We start from the raw sequence: 24,740 nt of genomic DNA, 5'->3' as shown, positions 1-24,740 counted from the left end.
AATAATTACAAATATGGATGCATTGGTAAACTAAACACAGACTTAGCTGAATGTTCTGCAATCGGAAAGTCCCCAGCTTGGTAGCCCAACTGACTAAATGCAGTCTGCTCATGCATGCAGGTGCCATAATAAATCATAGTAGGTATACCTTGCTCTTTATAAGCGGCCATATCTGCATCACGGTTTTGTGATACTAGAGTGTATTGTGCCCATGAGCTTACATAGCCTGTAGGAACCTGTGGGGTTTGGTATTTACCTGACAGTGTTTTCTCGTAGTTATCTGCCGCTTTATTCCGATTAATAAGCTCTGTAGGGAACTCTGCTAATTTTTCAAGCAATATGGCCGCTTGAATGGTATCTAAGCGGCTGTTCATGCCGATACGAATATTGTCGTACTTATCTTTACCTTTACCGTGCACTCGGTATGACTTTAATAGTTCAGCATATTCGTCATTGTTAGTAAAAACAGCACCACCATCACCATAACAACCAAGGGGTTTTGCAGGGAAAAAGCTGGTTGTGGCTATATCACCAAAACTACCTGCGCGCTTGCCATCAATACTGCCGCCAAATCCTTGTGCCGCATCTTCAACTAGTTTTAGATTGTACTTATCGGCAATTTTTTGGATTTCAGGGTAGTTCGCTGGCAGGCCAAATAAATCAACAGCTATAATTGCTTTCGGGGTTAACTTACCTTCAGCAATTGTTGCTTGAATGCGTTTTTCTAGGTCGATTGGGCAAATATTAAACGTTGCCTCATCTGAATCTACAAATACAGGGGTTGCACCTTCATAGGCTATAACTTCTGCTGTTGCAAAAAACGTAAAGGTTGGGCAAAAAACTGCATCACCTGCTTTAATGCCAAGTACCATCATTGCAAGTGTGAGTGCATCTGTGCCATTTGCACAGGTTATGGCATGTTTAACACCAACATAGTTTGCAAGTTCGCTTTCGAGTTCTTGCACTTCTGGCCCCATAATATAGTGCCCGTGGTCTAAAACGGTTTTAATTCGCGCGTCTATTTTTGTTTTTAAATGCTGATATTGCGCCGCTAAATCTATAAATTGTATGGTCATTTTAAATTCTTTACATTAGGTTATATGTTTGGTTTGTATAAGCTTATTAAATTTCAGCCGCCAAACCCTAAGGATTTGATGGCTTAATCGGCTAAAGCCCGACCTATAATTAATAATTGGAGATATTTAAAAAGTGTGTGTTATTTTATAAACAACACACTGCCTTCTAAAACATATTCTTCACCAGTATGTTCACAGGCGCTGCGTGCGCTACCTGTTAATGGTAGGTTCAGTTGTTCGCCGTATTTGCTTATCCAACCAATTTGCTTGGCAGGTACGCCAACCATTAACGCAAACGCAGGTACATTTTTATTAATGACGGCACCAGCACCCACCAAAGAATACTCACCAATTGTTACACCACACACAATGGTGCAATTAGCGCCCAACGTTGCGCCTTTTTTTACTAATGTGTCGCGGTATTCTGTTTTTCGCTCAATGAATGAGCGCGGGTTGTACACATTGGTAAATACCATGCTTGGCCCACAAAACACATCATCTTCGATATGAACATTATCGTAAACGGATACGTTATTTTGTATTTTAACGTTATTACCAATAGTGACTTTATTACCGATAAATACATTTTGCCCTAACGAACAGCCGTCACCAATTTGAGCGCCACTACACACGTGCACAAAATGCCAAACTCGTGTGTCACTGCCTATTTTTGCGCCAGCATCAACAATAGCGCTTTCATGCACATGGTAGTTCATGATTATAATACCTTTGAAAGTAATGGGTGCGCTTTGCTACCAGCCACTGCAACAGGCATTTCACGAATTTTTTCTACCGTTTCAATCGCAACACGGTTTTCATCAATACCAAAGCCGTTACCCGCTAAAATATTTTGATAGCTCTGAGTGTGTAAATCAGTAAAACCACCTGAAAACTCAAGCTCTTCGGTATTGTTGCCGTCATTAATAGTAATACTACGGTAGGTAAGCTTTTCACCTTTAACTGCATTTTCTGGTAAGTTATTAGAATCTATAGATAAGAACCACTTAACGCGTGCGCGCTCATATTCAAGATAGCCACTAGATGTTTTTTCATCTCTAAAGTGAACTTCATTGTGCTTAAGATCACCAAAAATAAAATGCAGCATATCGTAAAAATGCACACCAATATTAGTTGCTACACCACCTGACTTATGGTCAAAACCTTTCCATGATTTCATGTACCATTTACCACGCGATGTCATATACGTTAAGTCAACATCAAATACTTTATCAGCAGGCGCTGTGGCCACTTTTTCTTTTAATGCAATAATTGAAGGGTGTAATCTTAATTGCAGTATTGAGTTTACGCTTGCGCCGTATTTTTCTTCATACTCTTTTAAAATATCCATATCATCAGAGTGCAGTACTAATGGCTTTTCACAAATCACATCGATGCCATTTTTTAAAGCGTACTTCATATGTGGTGCATGCAAATAGTTAGGGCTACAAATAGCAATATAGTCAATTTTATTACCTTGCATTGCTTGATCTTCTACGTAGGCTGTAAAATCTTCAAACTCAGTAAAAAACTCAGCATTCGGGAAGTGGCTATCCATAATGCCAACAGAGTCATTAATATCCATTGCAACTAACAGGTTATGGCCTGTTTCTTTAATAGCTTTTAAGTGGCGTGGAGCAATGTAACCAGAGGCACCGATAAGAGCGAAATTTTTCATATTAAAATCCTTTATTACAATCTAATGTCTGAGTCTTTAGGGCCAAACACATGTTTTACGTCATATAATACATGTTTGCCTTTACCCAGCTTGCGGATGGCTTCTACGCCCATGTTTTTAAATTCACTGTGGTCAACGGCTAAAACTATGCCATCGTAGTGCCCTTGCGTTAAGGTATTTACCAATGATAAGCCATACTCATGCTCTACTTCTGCTGGATTTGCCCAGCCGTCATACACGTCAACGCTCATGTTAAAGTCTTTTAATTCATTGACGATATCGATAATCTTGGTATTACGTACATCAGGGCAATCACCTTTAAAAGTAAAGCCCAACACCAATACTTTTGCTTCGTCGATATGGATTTTCTGGCTTGATAGTTTTTTAACTAATTGAGTTGCAACATACTCCCCCATACCATCATTAATACGGCGACCTGCCAAAATAACCTCTGGACGGTAGCCAACCTCTTGCGCCTTATGAGTTAGGTAATAAGGGTCAACACTAATACAATGTCCACCAACTAGGCCTGGTTTAAACTTTAAAAAGTTCCATTTTGTACCTGCGGCATTAAGTACTTCTTCTGTATCAATACCTAGGCGATTAAATATTTTTGCAAACTCATTGATAATGGCAATATTTAAATCACGCTGGGTATTCTCAATCACTTTTGCAGCTTCAGCTACTTTTAATGAACCTGCTAAATGCGTACCTGCTGTAATAATTGAGCCATATAAATTATTTACAAACTCGCCAACTTCAGGAGTAGACCCTGAGGTAATCTTCATTATTTTTGTTAGCGTATTTACTTTATCACCTGGGTTAATTCGCTCTGGTGAATAGCCTGCAAAAAAGTCTTGGTTGAACACAAGCTCTGACACTTTTTCTATAATCGGTAAGCAGACTTCTTCTGTTGCACCTGGGTATACTGTAGATTCATAAATAACAACATCACCCTTTTTAACAAACTCACCAAGCATTTCTGAAGCTTTCCGAAGTGGCGTTAAATCTGGCGCATTACTGTCATCAATAGGGGTTGGAACCGTTACAATGTAAACATTGCATTCAGCTAGGTCTTGTTTATTACTAGAAAAAGTTAAGCTTTTTACATCAGCAAGCTCGTTATCACTAACTTCTAATGTAGCATCATGTCCAGCTTGTAATGCATCAACACGCTTTTGGTTAATGTCAAAGCCTAATACCGGGTATTTCTTACCGAATTCAACTGCTAATGGCAGGCCTACATACCCTAAACCTATGATGCCAATTTTTAGGTCCGTTAATGAATCGTGCATTTTAATACTCTCTTGATGTTAAATTTAAATTAGTTCTAGGTTCTAGGTTCTAGGTTCTAGGTTCTAGGTTCTAGGTTCTAGGTTCTAGGTTCTAGGTTCTAGGTTCTAGGTTCTAGGTTCTAGGTTCTAGGTTAATCAGCTTTAAAGTAAAAGATGAAAGGTCGAACCTTTCGCGGCTAAAGCCAGCTCCTACGAAAACAGTTTTTACCACCGAGGTCACCGAAGCGCTTAGCTACACAGAGAAAACCATCGCGGCTAAAGCCGACTCCTACATGTCCTCTGTGGTGAATATTTTACTTTTATTACAAGTGCGCGGCATAAGCCCCGCGTACAAAACAATTTTTACCACAAAGGGCACCGAGGCGCTTCGCTATACAGAGAAACCTTTCGTGGCTAAAGCCGACTCCTACTTGCTACCTGTGGTTAATATTTTACATTTATTACAAGTGCGCGGCATAAAGCCCCGCCTACAAAACACTTTTTACCACCGAGGTCATTGAGGCGCTTCGCTACACGAAAAAACCATCGCGGCTAAAGCCGACTCCTACGTGTTTTCTGTGGTTAATATTTTACTTTTATTACAAGTGCGTGGCATAAAGCCATGCCTACAAAACATTTTTACCACCGAGGTCACTGAGGCGCTTCGCTACACGAAAAAACCATCGCGGCTAAAGCCGACTCCTACGTGTTTTCTGTGATTAATCTTTTACTTTTATTACAAGTGCGCGGCATAAAGCCCCGCCTACAAAACACTTTTTACCACCGAGGTCATTGAGGCGCTTCGCTATACAGAGAAACCATCGTGGCTAAAGCCGACTCCTACATTTAATACATAGGAGCTAGGTTTTAGTAACTAGGCCCTAGTTACTTCCCTAGCACCTAGCACATCTCTCTTACTTATCCGATTTATACTCGTAGTTGTAGTAGCCGTAGTAACCGTAGGCATTGCTGGCTTTTTTAAGTACGCCGTTAAATACTACACCTTTTACATCTATCCCGTTTTGCTCAAAACGATTACGGGTTAGCTCAATTTCTTTAATGTGGTTTTGACCAAAGCGTGTTACCAATAATGTAGTGCCCGTGTGCGCACTTACAATAGCAGGGTCGGTTACCGCTAAAATTGGCGGGGTATCTATAATAACAATATCGTATTCTGCACTTACCTCTGCAACCAATTTGCTAAAATTGCTGTGCATTAATAACTCTGACGGGTTTGGCGGTATTTGGCCACGCGTAATTACACTTAACCCTGCAACTGTTGTAGGTTTAGTTACTTGAGTTAAGTTTAAGCGACCTGATAAGTAATCACTTAATCCATCATTCCACTTTAATCCAAACTGAGTTTGCAAATAGCCTTTACGCATATCAGCATCTATAATCAGTACTTTTTTACCACTTTGTGCCAGTACCGCTGCTAAGTTTACTGATATAAATGACTTACCCACACCTGGGCTTGGGCCAGATATTGCAATAAGGTTATTTTTAGCTTCCATCATCGCAAAGTGCAGGCTGGTACGTAAACTACGCAGTGCCTCTATTGATAAATCTGCTGGGTTATCAAGTGCTAGTATTGATTTTGGCTTACTCGTTTTGTTTTTGAGTGCCTTACTAAAACCAGTTAGCTTATCTTGGTAATCTGAATACGGTACGCTTGCGTATACTGGCAGGCCTATTGCTTCAATTTCATTTGCGTCTTCAACCCCTTTATGCATAGCTTTTTGTACTAATACAATTGCCACAGCGAGCATCCCGCCGAACATAGTTGCTACTATTACAATAAGTGCTTTTTTAGGCTTAACCGGTTTTGACGTATTAACTTCGGCTAAATCAATAATACGTACGTTACCGACAGTACCTGCACGTACAATATCTAGCTCTTGTGTTTTACTTAATAATAACGTGTAAATTTGATTGCTTACTTCAACATCGCGTTTTAAACGCAATAACTCTTGTTGCGTTTCTGGCAGGTTACCTACCTCACCCACCAGTTCCTTTTTCTGCTCCTTTACCGCGCTAATTTGTTCAAGTAAACCTTGGTACGTTGGGTGGTCCTTTTTAAACTTACGGCTCATCTCTAAACGCCTAAGCTCCAAACTTTGAAGTTTGGTTTCAAGGATCACTACTTGCTCGAGTACAGCTTGAGTTTCTAAGGTAATGTTAATTGATTGGCGTTTTATTTGATAATCGTTAAAGCGCTGCTCAGCAAATTCAAGTTGCTTTTTAATTTCAGGGAGTTGCACCTCTAAAAAATCGAGCGATTTTTTAGCCTCAGCGCTATTACGCTCAACATTACGGCGGACATAAATACTAGCTACTTTATTAAGCACTTTTTCAGCATAAGCTGGTTTTGTACTTTGTAAACCTAAATTAATAATCCCTGAGTCTTTGCCTTTTTCGCTTGCATCTATAGCAACTTGTAAATCTAAAATAGTGTTTAAGCGATCTTTACGTAAAATTGTAAATTCAGTACCCGCACGGGCATTTAAGCTGCGAATAGTTAAATTAAATTGACCATTAGTAAGCTCTTGCCCTACTTTACCCGCTAAAATTTGTTCGCCGTCACCACTTAGTAAAGCAACACTGTTATTTTCTTGTGCAACTAACGTAAAGCCCCTTCCTATAGCCGAATTTGGCACATCAAACCTAAACACATCAACGCTCTCGCCGCCCCACGCATATGAGCTTGCGCCAAAGCTAGGTTCTGCTAAGTCGCCCTCTGCAATTGGTGTAAATTTACGAAATGCACGACCGCCAATAAATGGGTAAAGTTTTGGCTCAACTATAATATCGAGTTTTAAGCTATCAACAGCTTCGCCAATAATTGAACGTGATTTTAATAACTCAATCTCAGTTACAGCGGCTGATGTGCTTTCGAACATGCCGGCCATATCGTCAAAACCAGGAACTGAGCCGCCGCCGTCCTCAACTTGGATCATCGCGGTTGCTTGGTATACCGGGGTCGAAAGCACCGCATAAACTACGCCAATAAACATAAAGGCGGCGGTTAGCGCAATTATAAAATATTTACGATCAATTAATGCACCTAATAGTGCCATTAAGTCTATTTCTTGGCTTGCTTGTTGTACTGTGTTTTGTTTATTTGCTGCTAATGCAGTGGGCTGAGCATTCATGTACTAGCCTATCCTTATAAATACTTTTGCCAAGCGCTACAGGCGCTGTCGATTAATTCGTATACGTGTTCAAACGCTTCTAGACTTTGCCTGTAAGGGTCGGGGATTTCTTTATCGCCTAACCACTTACCCAATAAAAAAGCCTTACCGCGCGCTTCTGGGTAGCGATTACACAAATCAGTTAAATGCCGCTGCTCCATTACTAAAATCACACTATTTTGTGCCACTAGTGCAGAGCTTAACTGACGGCCTTGATGTTCATCCATGTTAATACCATGACTTACAGCAATTTGCTTTGCTGTTGCATCAGCAGGTTTACCTTCAAGGGCTGTTAACCCTGCCGACGAAACATGTATATTCTTACCTGCTAGCTTACTTTTTAAAACGTATTCAGCAGTTGGGCTGCGGCATATATTCCCTGCACATACCACTAAGATAGAATCAAACATCGTATTCCTTTTATTGTCTTGTAGCTAAATCATCAATCGAGTCAACTGTCGCGATAGATGGGAGTAATAAGCTAATTACGCGGTTCCAGCGCGCTAACGGCGCAGAGGTTACATATACAATATCGTGCGGTTGCAATTCAAACTGCTCAGCTAATACTAGCGCAGCAACATTTTTGGCGTGTAATTGGTATACATCAGCAATAATGCCGTCTTTTTCTAAATCGCGTTTACGTAATACAAAAACACCGTTTGCGTTTGCTGTGTTTTCGTTTAAGCCACCAGACTCACTGAGAGCCTCAGCTAAATTTAAACCATAACGGTTTACGTCTACCGAGCCTGCTTTTTTAACATCACCAAGTACAAATACACTTTGTAGATCGTTGCGATTAACATGCACTATATCGCCATGTTGTAATAAGCGATTTTGTGAAATATCGCCATGCGCATAAAAGTCATCAAGTTTAATAACTTCTGTTTTTTCGCCACGGGTAAAAGTAACTGTGCGCCAGTCTGCCGCTTCGGTTAAGCCGCCTGCTTGATTAAGTGCGTCAATTAATGTGAGTGGTATTTCTGTTACTGGGTATACGCCTGGTTTAGTAACCTCACCTGTTATGTAGGTTTTTTGGCTTCTAAAACCAACCACTTTAATATCAACTTGTGGGTCTTCTATTACGCGGCTTAATCGTTTCACTAATTCTTTATGGATTTGGCCAACTGTTTTACCTGCAGCAGGAATATTTGGCGCGTACGCGTAGGTAATGGTGCCATCAGCTTGCACCCTAAAACCATCAAACTCAGCTGTACGTTGTACCGCTGCTGGTATTGTTAATTCTGGGTGATCCCATACACCTATAGTTAATACATCACCAACACCAAGTTTATATTCATAATCATGCGTATCTATACCATCGAGATTTGATGGTGGCTTGATTTTTTTACTCGCCTGCTTTTGCTGATAAATTAATGATGAGTCAATAATTTGAATATTTACTTTTTCAAGATCTTGCTCTAGGTTTCGTGTTTTCTCACCCGATTCGATTCCTTCGAAATGGCTACCGGGGATGATTGTACAACCTGTCATTGTGAGCAAAGTGAACGATGCCACAAGTGTTTTACAGCTTAGCGCCATTATTAATTCCCAAATATTATTAAATTCTAAAACTTTCAGCGTATTTTAAAGTAATTGCTGCTATTTTTCGCTGGCTAATTAAACCATGGCTCTACCCGCTTCGCAAGGTCGGCCGTACAGTTATCGCGCGTGCAATTAACTTTTTTGTAATTTGATTAACAAAGAGTGCCCATTCGGTATTTTATCACGCAAAATAGCTTACTTAATATAATCGCTTAAACCTGAAAACAAGCTGACTCGATACTTAAAATAGGTACTCACAGTACGGTTAACCTAACTTTTAATGCTTAATGGTACTTCGGACACGCTTCCGCCCCTAGGTTGCAGTTCCTACGTACTGATAAATACATTTTAAATTGTTTAGCGCTGAGATAATAAATCGCAGCTAAAGCGGGCGCCTACGTAAATTAAACACCAATACCAACCCGTAGGCGGGAGTTTACCTCGCGCAGGTTTAGCATTTATCCAACCTCACATTTGCGCGGCGTAAAGCCCCGCCTACGCAAATTAAACACCAATGCCAACCCGTAGGCGGAGTTACTTAACCACAGCACCTCGCGCAGGTTTAGCATTTATCCAACCTTACATTTGCGCGGCGTAAAGCCTCGCCTACGCAAATTAAACACCAATGCCAACCTGTAGGCGAGAGTTTTCCTCGCGCAGGTATAGAATTTATCCAACCTTACATTTGCGCGGCGTAAAGCCCCGCCTACGCAAATTAAACACCAATGCTAATCCGTAGGCGAGAGTTTACCTCGCGCAGGTTTAACATTTATCCAACCTTACATTTGCGCGGCGTAAAGCCCCGCCTACGCAAATTAAACACCAATGCTAATCCGTAGGCGGGAGTTTACCTCGCGCAGGTTTAGCATTTATCCAACCTTACATTTGCGCGGCGTAAAGCCCCGCCTACGCAAATTTATCCTGCTTTTTTGATATCGCGGTTATCTACGCTCATTTTTATTTTTTGGTTGAGTAGATTAACCAGTAATATGCTGCGCATATCGCCATCAGGTTCTTGGTAAATTGCTTGAACACCCTTGAATGATCCATTATTTAAATAGACTAAATCACCTGAGCTAGGCAGGTTTTGAGAATCAATATTAGGTTGAAATTTTTGCAGTTCGCTGATGAGCAAATCGGGGACTATCTGGTATGACGATCCGTACGATACAAAGCCACTGATACCGCGGGTGTTTTTTACCGCAGAAAAATTGCATTGCTGTGAGTTTAAGCGTACAAAGAGGTAATTAGGGAATAATGCTGATTCTTTTAAAGTACGACGACCTTTAACCAGCTTTTCTGTTTTTAATAGGGGGAAGAACGCTTCCATTCCCTGGTTTTGTAAGTTAACCTGCGCACGCGCTTCTTGGCGAGGCTTACAAAATAATAAGTACCAACTATCCATATCAATCCCTAAAACACTAGCTTACTAACTTAAAAAACTGCCAACTTCTATTTAAGCTCGGGGATTATACGCGTTGATTCGGGGGGCTGTCCATATAAAACCCCATTAAAACTTTTCATATATGCATTCGCTTTTAGTTACTTTATAACTTTTAATTAGTTACAAAAGAATTCATCTACAAATTATTACAAAAGTTCTTTTTAACGCTTATAAAAAGGGACCTAAGTCCCTTTATGCAAAACACTTTAACTAAAACAATATTAAAAGCTGTAAACTAGCGTTAATGAGGTTTCAGTATCTGTATTTTCTTTATCATTAGCCACATCTGAGTTGTGCGTAATGTTGTACGCAACCTTCATTTGTAACGAGCCGTTAATTTTAGCTAATAGCGCTGTTTCTGAGCGCGTTTTGGTATTTGTATCGCCGTATTCCATACCCACTAGCTGAGTGAACTTTGCGTTGTCTGATATTTTCCAGGTGTAATCAAGTTTACCTAGGGCAATTACTTCACCTTCGTATTCACCCGCAAGTGATACGCCATCACTATCAACTGCGGTACTTGTTGCTGGGTATTTAAAATACTTATAACCAGGGCCTATTTCTGCGTTTAACCACATGTCTGAACGATCTAACAAACGTTGGCCATAACCTGCTGAAATTACAGATTCGTTGCGAAACGCACCAAAGTAATCTGACACATGTGAACCATAAATAAATAAATGAGCGTGATCTTCATTTAATTTATAGTTACCTTGTGCTGATAACGAATATTTTTCGTTTGTGCGCTGTGTTTCTTTCACGCCTGCACTGTTCTCAACTTCATCTTCTTTATAAAGACCGTCAATTCTATATTCGTTGTTCCAGCTTTCAAGGTTATGGAGTGCCTTGATCCCACCTTTTAAAGTGGTTGTTTCAGTGTTACCGCTTGTAATAATAGCGCCTAACTCACTGGTAACATCCCATGTTTTAGTTTCTTCAGCGAATGCGTTAGTTGCAGCAGATGCTGCAACTAAAATTGATAAAAGCTTTAATTTCATTAAAAAATAACCTTTGCTACTTGTTTGGTTGATTAATCTTGCTTGTGAAAATGAACATCCATTTGCGGGAATGGTATTGTAATATCAGCCTCATCTAATGAGATTTTGATATTTTCCATCAAATCAAAATACGTTGGCCAGTAATCGCCAGAGTTAACCCAAGGACGCACTACAAAGTTAACACTTGAATCGGCAAGTTCAGATACTGCAACTGTATACGCTGGATCTTTTAATAAGCGAGGCTCTTTATCGAGTACTGATTTAAGCACTTCTTTTGCTTTACGTAAGTCGGCGTCATAACCAACACCAATCACTAAATCAATACGACGCGTGCTCTCACGAGAGAAGTTAACAATTGGGCCTGACATGATTGCTGAGTTAGGCATGATGATTACTTTGTTATCTGGTGTGCGAAATTCAGTAGAGAAAATTTCAATTTTTTTAACTGTTCCTGCTTTACCGCCAGCTTCAACATAATCACCTGATTTAAATGGGCGAAGTAAAATAATTAGTACGCCAGATGCAAAGTTAGACAGTGAGCCTTGAAGCGCTAAACCTACCGCTAAGCCTGCAGCACCTAAAATAGCGATAAATGACGTGGTTTCGATACCAATTTGCGAAAGTGCCATTAAGATCGTCGCCATGAATACGATAGCGTATACAATGCTTGATACAAACGAACCAACCGCTTTATCTACTTTTTTCTTATCGAATGCTTTTTCTGTTAAGTTTGAACAAAATTTAGCTACACGACCACCCAGTAAAAAGATTACTAATGCTATTACCGCTTGAATGCCGTAATGCAAAATTAGCCCTGAGTTTTCGTTTAGCCAGTTAATTATTGTATCCATATTCACTCCTGATATTCATTGTTGAGCACTATGCTGCATAAATTATATCTTATTTAACATTATTGTTTTATTAATTTATAGCGTAATAAATAAAACAGAGCCTTAATGATTAAAGCTCTTTGGCGATATAATCTGAATTAACTATATAAAAACAGCAGTTGAGATCGTTTTTTAAGCTAATGCAGCGATTTTTGTAATTATTTTAATTTTTTTTGCTGCTAGGCCTTCACAACTATTATAATTTTATGTATTATCCGCGCCACACCAAACAAGGTGTGTTGTGGCGGTTGTAGCTCAGTTGGTAGAGCCCCGGATTGTGATTCCGGTTGTCGCGGGTTCAAGCCCCGTCAATCGCCCCATCTTTTCCTTTCTTATTTCAAAGTATATTCTTCATTATTTTTATAAAATCTCTTAGACTCAATTTAATCTATTTGCCTAAACATTTTGATGTTCAACATCGATTGGCTGTTGTACATTGCCAGCGTCATAAAACATCACGGCTAAAGCCTGTTCCTACAAAATAATTCACCTATACACCACACGTAGGAGTGCGCTTTAGCGCCGATGGTTTTTGCACATAACCCGAGCCTTGCTGTGATTCAATGAAACCAATCACGGCTAAAGCCTGTTCCTACAAAATAATTCACCTATACACCACACGTAGGAGTGCGCTTTAGCGCCGAATGACTTTTACACATAACCCGAGCCTTGTTGTGATTCAATGAAACCAATCACGGCTAAAGCCTGTTCCTACAAAATAATTCACCTATACACCACACGTAGGAGTGCGCTTTAGCGCCGATGGTTTTTACACATAACCCGAGCCTTGTTGTGATTCAATAAAACCAATCATGGCTAAAGCCTGTTCCTACAAAATAATTCACCTATACACCACACGTAGGAGTGCGCTTTAGCGCCGAATGACTTTTACGCATAACCCGAGCCTTGTTGTGATTCAATAAAACCAATCATGGCTAAATCCTGTTCCTACAAAATAATTCACCTATACACCACACGTAGGAGTGCGCTTTAGCGCCGAATGGTTTTGCACATAACCCGCTCCTTGTTGTGATTCAATGAAACCAATCACGGCTGAAGCCTGTTCCTACACTTAAACTTATGGCTTTACCATTTTATTTCAGGCAAAAAAATGCCACCTTTCGGTGGCATTACACACGGGATTATTTCTACATTATAGAAATTCTTTTCAAAAATTAGGTTCTAGGTTCTTCAATTCTGTAAAGCTAAATATCCATTGCACACTTTCATAGTGCCTAGGAAGTCATTTATTTCCAGCTCTTCATTTTATGCCCTTTAACAGCATAGAAAAGAATAAATAAATAACAAGGAAGCATTACAATATAAGCACCTTGTTGTGCCTCTGCCGAATCAACACCACCACTTGCTAAACCCCAGAATAATGGGCCAAATGCACCACCGGCAATACCCATTACCAATAAACCAGAGCCAACACTTGTTAACTTACCTAAACCTGACAAGGCTAGCGGCCAAACTGCAGGCCAAACTATTGCATTGGCAAAACCTAACACTGCAATCATTAGTAAGGTATCAGGTAACTGTACTTCTAAACCAAGTGCTGTTGCAACAACTACAGAACTAGTATCGCTAAATACAACTGCCAACGTTAATATACAGCCTAAAATCGCTGATGCACTTAATGCGACTTGTTGTGAAATAAATCGTGGAATGAGTGCAATACCTAAAATATAGCCTAGTACCATACAGCCCATAGTGTAAGAAGTCATTATGCTATATTGTTCAATACCTAGTGATAACGCAAAGGTGCCAATTGTGTCACCTGCTATCACTTCTACCGCAACATACACAAATAATGCTAATACACCTAATGCAAGACTTGGATGAGAAAGCGCTTCTTTTACTTGCCCTTTGGCACCTTGGTCTTCATCATCTTGTAACTCAGGTAATGGCATTTTTGTTACTGCAAATGCTAATGCACCTATAAATAAAGCCATACCTAAATAAGGGTAAATTAAGCTATTTGCCATTGCATCAATTTCTAATTGCGTTAACTCTTTACCTACTAAACCAGTAAAGTCACTTAGGATTAATGCTGTAAATACGATTGGTGCAATAACGCCTGCACCTTTATTCAATATACCCATTACACTTACGCGTGCCGCGGCTGATTCTTCAGGCCCTATACGCACAACATATGGATTAACTGCTGTTTGTAATAATGTTTGGCCAGCACCCATCACTAATTGTGCTAATAAAAACAATGCAAACACTTGTGTTTTTGCGGCAGGAATAAACAATAAACCTGCAACCATCATAGTCGCCATGCCTAGCGCCATGCCGTTTTTGTAGCCCACTTTACGTATGATCATCGCCGAGGGTACAGCTGTAAATGTGACCGCTATATAAAATGAGAATAAAATAAGAGAAGCTTGAAATGGGCTTAGCTGCAATACCTGCTTTAAGTAAGGCATAAGAGAGCCATTTAACCACGTTGCAAACCCTAATATAAAAAATAGAGTGGCGACAATGGCCATGGGTATAAAATTACTTTGATTATTTGATTTTGACACAGTGGCTTCCATTAACATCTTCTTGTTGCGATCTATCGTTATAATTATTAACTTAATTCGACGATTAGCGTTGCTGTATTGTATAACACTTTTGCGAGATAAAAATAACATTATCGCAACAAAAATGACAGCGCTGCCATAAAACATTACGTCAATTGTAGCCATATTACTAGTAACTATTTACTTTACAAGCATACAAAAAAAGGGCCTTGCGGCCCTTTCAAATACATATTTATTACTAAAACATTAATTTATATACGTAATTCTACTTTTACTTTTATCGTTTAAGCTACTTCTAAGTGCAATAGATTGCTCTTTAGAAACACTGATCGGAGCTGTATACGCAAGCCACGTTGCCCCATTGTCTAAACTATATTCTGTTTGTAAATAAGCAAACGGGGTATTAACTTGTAACTTACCGTTATTCACTATCCCACCGGGTACTGGCAGATTCACATTAACACCCGCATTTACGAGTTTTGTTAACTCTTTCAAACCAACAGCGGCAGAAAACTGCGCCCAATCTTTTTCTTGGGTTTTTGTATCAACCTTTTCGCCTTCCCATGGTGCTTTATGCCATGCACGTTCTGCCACAGACAATATACGCGGGAAGATCATCGCTAATACTTGATCTTCAGTACGAATGGTTTCTGACCATACCTGCCCTTGCATACCTAAAATATTTTCAGGTTTTTCAAGTTGCGGTAACGGGCGACCAACTAACGCTTCTAGATTTTCAATTGGCTCACGCGTGCGTGTGTAATCGGCATTCGCATACACATCATCAGGCATATAGTTAAATGCTTTTTTGGTATCGGTATAACGCGTTGCCCAGTAGTAACCACGCTCTTCTGGGTGAGCCTCATAAGGGTGATCAAAGTATAGGTGTGTACCGTGCGATAAAATCACTTGGTAACCTGCATTTGCTAGGCGATAGGCTCTATCAGCTACGCCCCACTCCCAAATATTATCCCATACATTTGCTGTAAAGGTTTTATTTGGAAATTCATCACGCTTAAATGGGTTTGTACGATCATACATTAACCCATCTTCCCATGCGCCTGGTGAAATACCGCGCTTTTCAAGTAGTTTGGCAACGCGCTGGGTAAAGTAAGGCTTTAAATCACCTGCGCCTGCAACGCCGTTGTTAGGGTCGGCAAACATCGCTTGGCATATTGGTGAATCTACCCAAGACCCCGCGCCTACTTCATCACCACCAAAGTGAAGGTTAGTAAGTTGAACCCCCGCTTCACGGTACATTTGTTGTAGCTCGTAGGTTACTTTGTCTAAAAATGCGTAAGTTGAATCCATACACACATTCATTGAGTTATCTTTGTAGTTTTGCACCGTCATATAAACTGACGTGTCGTTTGGATCACTCAATAAATATTGTGTTGCGGCGCTAATATCAACTTGCTGCGCTTCTTTTTTAGTATTCTTTTTATTAATAAGATTATTTTTAGCTACTTTTTGAGCTTCATCGGCAAGCTTATGGTAACGCGCTTCCATTGCTTTTATTGATGCACGCGCATGGCCTGGGCCTTCAATTTCAGGAATGATTTGAATATGACGGTCTCTGGCAAATGTGAGCAGTTCAACAAACTCGCTGCGTGTAAGGTAGCCGTTACCTGAGCCTGATTTAAATGGCCCGGTACCTAGCTGAGTTAATAGACATTCTTTTTCTTCAAGATCAAAACAGCGATAACCACCAATATCTGTTAGCTCTGGTAGGCCTGGAATTTCTAAACGCCAGCCTTCATCTTCAGAAAAATGCCAGTGTAGTTTGTTCATTTTATAACGCGCCATTTGTTCAACCAGTTTGAACATTGCGTCTTTACCATGGTAGTTACGACCATTATCGTAATGCATACCACGCCAGCCATAACGCGGACTATCTTCAAGCTCTAGCTGCGGAACTTCAATCGCACCTTGGCTGTTTGCTGGTAATAAATTAAGCAGGCTTTGCATTGCATAAAACACACCTGCATTGTCACTACCAACAATATCAATACGGTCGTCATCAATTTCTAAGGTATAGCTTTCGCTTTTACCGTTAGCTAATTGTGGGTTTACTTTTAGGCTGATCAGCTTTTCTTTATTTGCTTTTATGTGATCAGGCTCTGCTTTTAAGGTTAAGCCATAATCATTTTGTAGGTCTTGCATGAAAACCATGGTTTCATTTTTTAACTGACCTTGAAAACGTATTTGCCAGCTATTATCCAGCTTGGCAACACCACGGTTAAACTCAACTTTTTGTGGCTTTGGAATGATGCGTTTTAGCGCATCTTCTTGAGATACTTTTGTAGTTGTTTGTTGGTTTCGTTCAAAACGCACTTCTGGCGTGATTAGTACTGTACGGTCTTTTGGCTCGTTATAACGGCGAAGTTGGTTTTCACGCTCAAACGGGGCTACAAACTGGCTCATGTCTTCGCTATCTGTGTTAGCAAAAATAGCCGGTTTGTGATCACCTGACACAAAAAAGGCACGCGGCATAAAGTCGGTATAAGCAACAACCCATACTTGTGCATCAAATTCTAAGTCTAAACTTTTACCTGCAGGCAAACCTTTAAAATCTTTGGTTGGTACTATGCGGTGCAAATCACCATTCACATGCTCAATGTTTAAACCTGCAACATGCTCGGTATTTATTTTACGTACGGAGTGAATATAAAGCTGCCAATCGCTTTCACCTGCAGGAAGTGCAACATCAGATTGGTTATTGAGTATAATTTTACCTAAAAAGCCCGCATCTTTATTGTGAAAGTTATCAACCACTGCAAATGTCAGTGTGGTTTCTTTTGCAAAACTATTAATATCGTTTTGTGAAAACTGGGCCTGGGCCATAAGTGGCAGTGCAGCGATTAGACTGGCTAAAGCGCGCTTTTTGAAATCCATTGCTCTCTCCTCGTTTAAACCTTAAGGCTACGTATTATCCCCAGCGTAGCCCTTCTTTTTGTTATTTATTCAGCACCATCATATAAAAACCGCAATGACAGCGCTATCAATAATTAACTTAATCAGGTTTTCTTCAGAAAAACATAGCGTAAATTGCAGCCTAGATCTTGATGCACACATATTTTTCTTCGAGGTATTCGTCTAATCCTTGATGGCCGCCTTCTCGTCCTAGGCCTGATTGTTTTACACCACCAAATGGAGCTACAGGATTTGAAATTAGCCCTTCGTTAATACCGACCATTCCGTATTCCAAAGCCTCACTTACGCGATAGACTTGCTTGATGTTTTGACTATAAAAATACGCGGCGAGGCCATAAGGCACATCATTGGCCATAGCCAGCACTTCGGCCTCTTCATCAAATACAATAATACTAACTACGGGGCCGAATACTTCTTGGTGATAAATATCCATCTCTGGTGTGACGCCAGTTAGTATAAGTGGCGTTTGGTAGTTTCCGCTAAGTTCAACATCGTCATTAATTTGTATTGCGCCTTTTGCTTTTGCATCAGCCACTAACTCTTGCACTTTTTGTTTGGCTTTAGGGTAAATAAGTGGGCCAATGTCGGTATTTTCGTCAAAGCCGTTGCCCACTTTTAATGTTGCAACTTTTTTAGCTAATTTATCGACAACTTGATCTAGTATGCTGCGCTGTACAAAAATACGATTAGCGGCGACGCAGGTTTGCCCGCCATTTCTAAATTTAGCGCCCATCAAACCTGTTACGGCTTCATCTAAATCGGCATTATCAAAAATAATAAAGGGTGCATTGCCGCCTAACTCCATTGATGTGCGTTTGACTGTAGAGGCGCACTGAGTAAGCAACTGCTTACCAACACCGGTTGAGCCGGTAAAAGTGAACTTACGCACGATTTTTGATTCCGTCATAATTTTACCAACACGCGGCGCATCTTCGCTTAGTAATACATTAAATGCACCTTTTTCAAAACCAGCTTGATCAGCTAAATATGCTAATACGAGTGCACACAAAGGCGTGTGTTCTGAAGGTTTTAGTACAAAGCTACACCCTGCAGCATAGGCCGGCGCTACTTTACGTGTCACCATTGCAATCGGGAAGTTCCATGGTGTTATTCCTGCAACTACACCAATTGGTTGCTTAAAACTGGTTAAACGGTGGTTATTATCTGTTGCAGGTATGACATCACCATAACTACGCTTAGCTTGTTCAGCGTACCATTTGATAAACGCAGCCCCGTAGTCAACTTCACCAAGTGCTTCTTTTAGAGGCTTGCCTTGCTCTTTAGTCATTAACTCAGCAAGCGTTTGTTTATTTTGCATTACTAGATCATACCAACGCATTAGCACATTGCTACGCGTTGTTGCATTGGTTAATTTGAGTTTAATAAATGCATCGTGAGCGGTATTAATTGCTTTATGAACCCCAATATCATCTACGTCACTCACCATGATGATGCTTTGCTGTGTGGCGGGGTCATCAACACTGAAATTTTTATCGGTGGAGTAAAATTCACCGTTAATGAAAGAGTCGTTAAAAAGTAGATGTGACATAGAAATCTCTCCGGTAATTAGCTATAAAAATTGAGTTGTAAGTTGTAAGTTATAAGTAGTTAAACACCCCGTCCAATGCCAACCCGTAGGCGGGCATTTATCTCGCGCTGGTTTTTCATATCTAGAAACAAAAACACCGCGTTCAAATTGAGCGCGGTGCTTTCTATACAGCTTAAGGCTTACAGCTTATAGCTGAGCTCAAAATCAATGATCTTCATTAACGATGTTGAGGTTGTACTTTGGTATTTCAACTATTAAGTCTTCATCACGGATGATTGCTTGGCAACCTAAGCGTGATTCAGGCTCTAAGCCCCATGCTTTATCTAGCATGTCGTCTTCAAGCTCGTCACTTTCATCAAGTGAGTCAAACCCTTCACGGATAACTAAATGGCAAGTGGTACATGCACATGACTTTTCGCACGCGTGCGGAATACTGATCCCGTTTTTAAGTGCAACATTAAGTACTGTTTCACCACTTGGTGCATCAATTGCAGCGCCGTCAGGACATAATTCCGGATGGGGAAGAAAAATAATTTGTGGCATTCTAACCTCTTTTAAACGTTGTCTACTGACTGCCCTTGCAGTGCTTTTTTAATCGATGCATCCATTCTTAACTCAGCAAATTTACTACTGGCGTTATCAACTTTCTCAATGGCTGCTTTTATTTCATTTGGCTCGATGGCTGTCTCACGAACTGTTACCAGTTTAGCAATTTCAGCATTCAAGTTAGCTAATTCTTTTTCATCAAGTAAAGCGCTATCGGTTGCCAATGATGCATAAAGTGCTTCAATAACACGTAATGCTTCAACTTGCTGCTCTTTAAGCATACGCGCTTGCATATCACCTTTAGCATTGGTCATTGACTCTTTAAGCATGTTAGCAACTTGGTCATCTGACAAACCAAACGATGGTTTAACTTGAATTTCAGCTTGTACGCCCGTTGATTTTTCCATGGCTGATACGCTAAGTAAACCATCGGCGTCTACTTTGAAGGTAACACGAATATGCGCAGCACCGGCTGCCATTGGTGGAATACCTTTTAAGCTAAATTTAGCCAATGAGCGACAATCATCAACCAGCTCACGCTCACCTTGCAGTACATGTAACGACATCGCCGTTTGACCATCTTTAAAGGTCGTAAATTCTTGTGCGCGAGCAACCGGTATTGTGGTATTACGTGGAATGATTTTTTCAACTAAACCACCCATTGTTTCTAAGCCAAGGGACAATGGTAATACATCAAGTAATAACATGTCTGAATCAGGCTTATTACCTACTAATACATCAGCTTGTAATGCCGCGCCCAGTGCAACTACGCGATCAGGGTCGATAGAAGTCAGTGGCTCTTTATTAAAAAACTCGGCAACTTGACTGCGTACAATTGGCATACGGGTTGAACCACCAACCATCACGACTTGCAGTACTTCATCATTTGTAATGCCAGCATCTTTAACTGCTCTGCGACACGAACGAAGCGTTTTTTTAACCAGTACCATGGCTAGTTCTTCAAACTTTTCGCGAGTGACTTCAACCATGTGTTTTTCATCGTCAAACTCTAGCCCAACATTTACCTTGGCATATTTACTGAGCGCTTCTTTACAGGCTTTTGCTTTATTAATGAACAAGCGCAACACTGATGGAGATAACGTCATCACACCGGTTTCACGCTTAAAGTGATCGACTAATAATGAGTCAAAATCATCGCCACCGAGGCTTGAATCTCCACCCGTTGCTAATACTTCAAACACACCTTGGTTTAAACGCAGGATTGAAATATCAAACGTACCGCCGCCTAAATCATAAACTGCGATAATGCCTTCTTGGCCAGAATCTAAACCATAAGCAACCGCGGCGGCTGTTGGTTCATTTAATAATCGCAGTACATTAATGCCCGCAAGTTCAGCGGCATCCTTGGTGCTTTGGCGCTGTGCATCATCAAAATAAGCTGGCACCGTGATCACCGCACCTAAAATATCTTGCCCTGCAAAGCTTTCTTCGGCGCGTTGCTTTAATGCTTTTAGTATGTCGCTTGAAGCTGTAATTGGGCTGATGTTGCCAGCTGCCGTGGTAATCGCTAATGCGCCATCGTGCTGACAAAAATCATACGGCAATTGACCGTAGCTTTGCTCTATTTCAGCTTGAGTTTTACCTAAAAAACGCTTAACTGAAATTAAAGTATTTACAGGGTCTTGTGTTGCAGCTTGAGCAGCAAGTTCGCCCACTGTGATACCATCAGCGCTATAACGTACAACAGACGGTAACATGGCTGCGCCATTAACATCGGTTAATGTACGGGCTTCGCCACTTTGTACCGTCGCAACTAATGAGTTGGTCGTACCAAGGTCAATACCTATTGCTAACTTATGTTCATGTGGTGCCGCGCTCTGCCCCGGCTCAGCAATCTGCAATAATGCCATAATGCTCTTTAACTCTTGTTTGACTTACCAATGGTTCAGTAAGTTAGATAATTAATCGTCGAATAAACTGTCTTCAATACGTTCTAATTCATCACGCAATTTATACACGAACTTTAATTTACGAATGTTATCCGCGGCAAGTTGCCATTGCTGTTCATCATTACTTGCTAGTTGCTCCGCAAGCTGCGCACTATATTGGCTATCAAGTTGTTTTATTTGTTGTTCAAAATGGGCAATCGCGGTATCAGGATCGTGACTTGCGCTTAACTCTTCAAGCTCTTCGCGTAACTCCATTTGCTGCATTAAAAACAGCGGATCTTGCAGTGTTTGCTGCTCAGCACGAATATCAACACCTAATTCACTGAGCATGTACTCGGCACGTTTTACCGGATGCTTTAAAATTTGTAGTGCGTCATTAATTTCTGCGGCATTTTGGACAGCTAATAACTTATCACGACTGCTGGCATTAGCATGACGATCAGGGTGAACAGCACGCTGAAGATCTAGGTAATTTTTACTGACTTTTACCAAATCCACATTGTAATCAACCGGTATCGCAAATAACTCAAAATAGCGCATAATTCCAACCATGCCAAATTAACATATTGGCTTAAAATTCAGATAGAACAAAGCCCTACAGGTGCAGGGCTTAAGAATACAATCACTTTATTGTTTATACTGTGAAACTTTCGCCACAACCACACTCGTCAGCTTGATTTGGGTTAATAAATTTAAACCCTTCGTTCAAACCTTCTTTGGTGTAATCAAGTTCAGTACCATCAATATAAACTAAGCTTTTAGCATCAACGATTACTTTAACCCCTTGGGATTCAAATACTTCATCGCCATCAGATAACTCGTCTACAAACTCAAGAACATATGCAAGACCTGAACAGCCCGTCGTTTTAATGCCTACGCGTAAGCCAAGGCCTTTTCCGCGATTTGCTAAAAATGATTCTACGCGGTTTACTGCCGCTTCTGTCAATGTCACTGCCATGATTTATCTCTTACTTCGCTTGTTTACTTTTGTAATCTGCAATTGCCGCTTGGATTGCATCTTCAGCTAAAATTGAACAGTGAATTTTCACTGGTGGTAATTCAAGCTCAGCACTGATATCAGTGTTTTTGATCATAGATGCTTCATCTAACGTCTTACCTTTAACCCACTCTGTTACAAGTGATGATGAAGCTATTGCGCTACCACAACCGTATGTTTTAAATTTAGCGTCTTCAATTACGCCCTCAGCTGATACTTTAATTTGCAGCTTCATAACGTCACCACATGCTGGTGCGCCAACCATACCCGTTGCTACTGATGGGTCATTTTTGTCTAAAACACCTACGTTACGTGGGTTTTCAACATGATCGATTACTTTATTACTATACGCCATAATACTATCCTCACTACCTGCTAGCGGATGTGCACATCAATTAATGATGTGCCCATTCAACTGAATCCAAATCAACACCTTCTTGATGCATTTCCCAAAGAGGCGACATCTCACGTAAGCGACCGATAGAGTTTTTCATTAAATTGACGGTATAATCAATCTCTTCTTCGGTGGTAAAACGGCCAATACTAAAACGAATTGAGCTGTGTGCTAATTCATCGTTACGACCAAGCGCACGTAATACATAAGAAGGCTCTAAGCTTGCTGATGTACAGGCAGAACCTGATGATACAGCAATATCTTTAACAGCCATCAATAACGATTCACCTTCAACAAAATTAAAGCTGATGTTAACAATTCCTGGTACTGATTGATCAGGTGTACCGTTGAAGTACACTTCTTCCATATCAGCCATAATGCCATCAATCAAACGCTTACGTAGCGCTGCGATATGGGCGTAATCTTTTTCGAAATCTTGTTTTGCGATTCTAAACGCAGCACCCATGCCAACAAGTTGGTGAGTCGCTAGAGTTCCAGAGCGCATACCGCGCTCATGGCCGCCACCGTGCATTTGCGCTTCAAGGCGTGCACGTGGTTTACGACGTACATATAATGCGCCAATACCTTTAGGGCCATACATTTTATGTGCTGAGAACGACATGAAATCAACTTTAAGCTGTTGAATATCGATTAATACTTTACCTGCACTTTGCGCTGCATCAACATGAAACATAATTTTACGTTCACGGCACATTTCGCCAATCGTTGCGATATCTTGAATTACGCCTAGCTCGTTGTTAACGTGCATAATGCTCACTAATACGGTGTCATCACGCATTGTGTCAGCTAGTTTTTGCAGATCAAGTAGGCCGTTTTCTTCAACGTCCATATAAGTGACTTCAAAACCTTGACGCTCTAATTCACGACATGTATCTATAACCGCTTTATGCTCAGTTTTAGCGGTAATAATATGCTTACCTTTCTTTTTATAAAACTGTGCTGCACCTTTGATTGCAAGGTTGTTTGATTCTGTCGCACCCGATGTGAAAACGATTTCACGTGGGTCTGCGTTAATTAAATCTGCGATATCAGTACGTGCTTGATCGATCGCTTCTTCAGCTTGCCAACCAAAACGGTGTGAACGTGATGCAGGGTTACCAAAATTGCCGTCCATTGTTAGGCATTGCATCATTTCTTTTGCAACACGCTCGTCAACTGGCGTGGTTGCTGCGTAATCTAAATAAATCGGTAACTTCATTTCTTTCTCCGCTGGACGCCAACCTAAAGTTGACAGCTTACTTGAATATTTTCCAATTGCTTAATTGCATTATTAACGCTGTTATCTTGGCGAGATGCGACTTCTTTCACATCTGACTTTTCCACCAATTCAGCAAGGGTAATACCATTTAAAAAATCTTCTATGCGGGCACTTAAATCTGACCACAAAGTGTGTGTCAAACAACGCATACCGCTTTGACAACCGCCTGTTGCGCCATGACAGCGCGTTACATCAACTGATTCGTCGACGGCGCTTATTACATCGCCCACCGAGATTGCACTTGGATCTCGACCAAGTAGATAACCTCCACCTGGACCGCGCACTGAGCTTACTAAACCATTTTTACGTAATCGGGCAAATAATTGTTCAAGATACGACAACGAAATTTCTTGTCGTTCTGAAATATCGGCAAGGGGAACTGGCCCCACACTTGTATGTAGTGCAACATCTAGCATCGCTGTGACGGCATATCTGCCTTTTGATGTTAACTTCATAGAGCCCCCGCACTACTAAAGAGTGCAAATTTTAATTACCAGAGTAAAATAATCA

20 protein-coding genes and 1 tRNA gene are annotated in these 24,740 nt (G+C 40.7%); 1 reads left to right on the top strand and 20 read right to left on the bottom strand.

The features are described from left to right. Window positions 1–5: 5 nt before the first annotated feature. From HH219_RS14995 to HH219_RS14950, 10 genes are all read right to left on the bottom strand, one after another. Window positions 6–1,070, bottom strand: a complete 1,065-nt coding sequence (locus HH219_RS14995) for a DegT/DnrJ/EryC1/StrS family aminotransferase (protein WP_169327930.1) — start codon at window positions 1,068–1,070, stop codon at window positions 6–8. A gap of 146 nt (window positions 1,071–1,216) precedes the next feature. Further along, the gene (locus HH219_RS14990; protein ID WP_169327920.1) at window positions 1,217–1,792 is read right to left on the bottom strand and encodes an acyltransferase; all 576 of its coding nucleotides are present in this window, start codon (window positions 1,790–1,792) and stop codon (window positions 1,217–1,219) included. Between the two features lie 2 nt (window positions 1,793–1,794). Continuing rightward, window positions 1,795–2,751, bottom strand: coding sequence for a Gfo/Idh/MocA family oxidoreductase (locus HH219_RS14985; RefSeq protein ID WP_169327919.1), 957 nt, complete (start codon window positions 2,749–2,751; stop codon window positions 1,795–1,797). 14 nt (window positions 2,752–2,765) lie between these two features. After that, the gene (tviB, locus tag HH219_RS14980) at window positions 2,766–4,046 is read right to left on the bottom strand and encodes a Vi polysaccharide biosynthesis UDP-N-acetylglucosamine C-6 dehydrogenase TviB (protein ID WP_169327918.1); all 1,281 of its coding nucleotides are present in this window, start codon (window positions 4,044–4,046) and stop codon (window positions 2,766–2,768) included. Between the two features lie 893 nt (window positions 4,047–4,939). Next, window positions 4,940–7,177, bottom strand: coding sequence for a polysaccharide biosynthesis tyrosine autokinase (locus HH219_RS14975; protein ID WP_169327917.1), 2,238 nt, complete (start codon window positions 7,175–7,177; stop codon window positions 4,940–4,942). A gap of 14 nt (window positions 7,178–7,191) precedes the next feature. Then, window positions 7,192–7,626, bottom strand: a complete 435-nt coding sequence (locus tag HH219_RS14970; protein WP_169327916.1) for a low molecular weight protein-tyrosine-phosphatase — start codon at window positions 7,624–7,626, stop codon at window positions 7,192–7,194. Window positions 7,627–7,636: 10 nt separating this feature from the next. After that, window positions 7,637–8,755: a polysaccharide export protein gene (locus HH219_RS14965; protein WP_054204447.1), complete on the bottom strand. Its 1,119-nt coding sequence runs from the start codon at window positions 8,753–8,755 to the stop codon at window positions 7,637–7,639. A 919-nt stretch (window positions 8,756–9,674) separates the two neighbouring features. Continuing rightward, on the bottom strand, window positions 9,675–10,163 hold the full coding sequence (rfaH, locus tag HH219_RS14960; RefSeq protein WP_054204448.1) for a transcription/translation regulatory transformer protein RfaH: 489 nt from the start codon (window positions 10,161–10,163) through the stop codon (window positions 9,675–9,677). A 260-nt stretch (window positions 10,164–10,423) separates the two neighbouring features. Continuing rightward, window positions 10,424–11,200 carry a DUF481 domain-containing protein gene (locus HH219_RS14955; RefSeq protein ID WP_054204449.1) on the bottom strand — a complete coding sequence of 259 codons (777 nt, stop codon included), beginning with the start codon at window positions 11,198–11,200 and terminating at the stop codon, window positions 10,424–10,426. A gap of 32 nt (window positions 11,201–11,232) precedes the next feature. Next, complete coding sequence (locus HH219_RS14950) at window positions 11,233–12,051, bottom strand: mechanosensitive ion channel domain-containing protein (protein ID WP_054452804.1); 819 nt, start codon at window positions 12,049–12,051, stop codon at window positions 11,233–11,235. Window positions 12,052–12,334: 283 nt separating this feature from the next. Between HH219_RS14950 and HH219_RS14945 the strand changes: the two genes are divergently transcribed. After that, a tRNA-His gene (locus tag HH219_RS14945) sits at window positions 12,335–12,410 on the top strand. Window positions 12,411–13,337: 927 nt separating this feature from the next. Here the strand turns inward: HH219_RS14945 and HH219_RS14940 are convergent. The 10 genes from HH219_RS14940 to iscR form a co-directional block, all read right to left on the bottom strand. Beyond that, entirely contained in the window at window positions 13,338–14,633 is a 1,296-nt protein-coding gene (locus HH219_RS14940; RefSeq protein ID WP_169327929.1) for a sugar MFS transporter, read from the bottom strand. A 234-nt stretch (window positions 14,634–14,867) separates the two neighbouring features. Beyond that, the gene (locus HH219_RS14935; RefSeq protein WP_169327915.1) at window positions 14,868–17,516 is read right to left on the bottom strand and encodes a family 20 glycosylhydrolase; all 2,649 of its coding nucleotides are present in this window, start codon (window positions 17,514–17,516) and stop codon (window positions 14,868–14,870) included. Between the two features lie 160 nt (window positions 17,517–17,676). Further along, a complete protein-coding gene (locus HH219_RS14930) occupies window positions 17,677–19,104 on the bottom strand; it encodes an NAD-dependent succinate-semialdehyde dehydrogenase (protein ID WP_169327914.1) in 1,428 nt (475 codons plus the stop codon). A 204-nt stretch (window positions 19,105–19,308) separates the two neighbouring features. Then, window positions 19,309–19,647: an ISC system 2Fe-2S type ferredoxin gene (fdx, locus tag HH219_RS14925; RefSeq protein ID WP_054204454.1), complete on the bottom strand. Its 339-nt coding sequence runs from the start codon at window positions 19,645–19,647 to the stop codon at window positions 19,309–19,311. 11 nt (window positions 19,648–19,658) lie between these two features. Then, on the bottom strand, window positions 19,659–21,521 hold the full coding sequence (hscA, locus tag HH219_RS14920; RefSeq protein WP_169327913.1) for a Fe-S protein assembly chaperone HscA: 1,863 nt from the start codon (window positions 21,519–21,521) through the stop codon (window positions 19,659–19,661). Window positions 21,522–21,572: 51 nt separating this feature from the next. Beyond that, entirely contained in the window at window positions 21,573–22,100 is a 528-nt protein-coding gene (gene hscB, locus HH219_RS14915) for a co-chaperone HscB (protein WP_169327912.1), read from the bottom strand. Between the two features lie 94 nt (window positions 22,101–22,194). Next, entirely contained in the window at window positions 22,195–22,518 is a 324-nt protein-coding gene (gene iscA, locus HH219_RS14910; protein ID WP_054204457.1) for an iron-sulfur cluster assembly protein IscA, read from the bottom strand. Window positions 22,519–22,528: 10 nt separating this feature from the next. Next, window positions 22,529–22,912: a Fe-S cluster assembly scaffold IscU gene (gene iscU / locus HH219_RS14905; protein ID WP_054204458.1), complete on the bottom strand. Its 384-nt coding sequence runs from the start codon at window positions 22,910–22,912 to the stop codon at window positions 22,529–22,531. 40 nt (window positions 22,913–22,952) lie between these two features. Then, the gene (locus HH219_RS14900) at window positions 22,953–24,170 is read right to left on the bottom strand and encodes an IscS subfamily cysteine desulfurase (RefSeq protein WP_054204459.1); all 1,218 of its coding nucleotides are present in this window, start codon (window positions 24,168–24,170) and stop codon (window positions 22,953–22,955) included. A gap of 23 nt (window positions 24,171–24,193) precedes the next feature. After that, complete coding sequence (iscR, locus tag HH219_RS14895; protein ID WP_054204460.1) at window positions 24,194–24,685, bottom strand: Fe-S cluster assembly transcriptional regulator IscR; 492 nt, start codon at window positions 24,683–24,685, stop codon at window positions 24,194–24,196. Between the last annotated feature and the right edge of the window lie 55 nt (window positions 24,686–24,740).

It is taken from the genome of Pseudoalteromonas sp. NEC-BIFX-2020_015 (genome assembly GCF_012952265.1).
GTDB classification, from domain to species: Bacteria; Pseudomonadota; Gammaproteobacteria; order Enterobacterales; family Alteromonadaceae; genus Pseudoalteromonas; species Pseudoalteromonas neustonica.
This window is presented reverse-complemented; position numbering and strand designations above follow the sequence as displayed.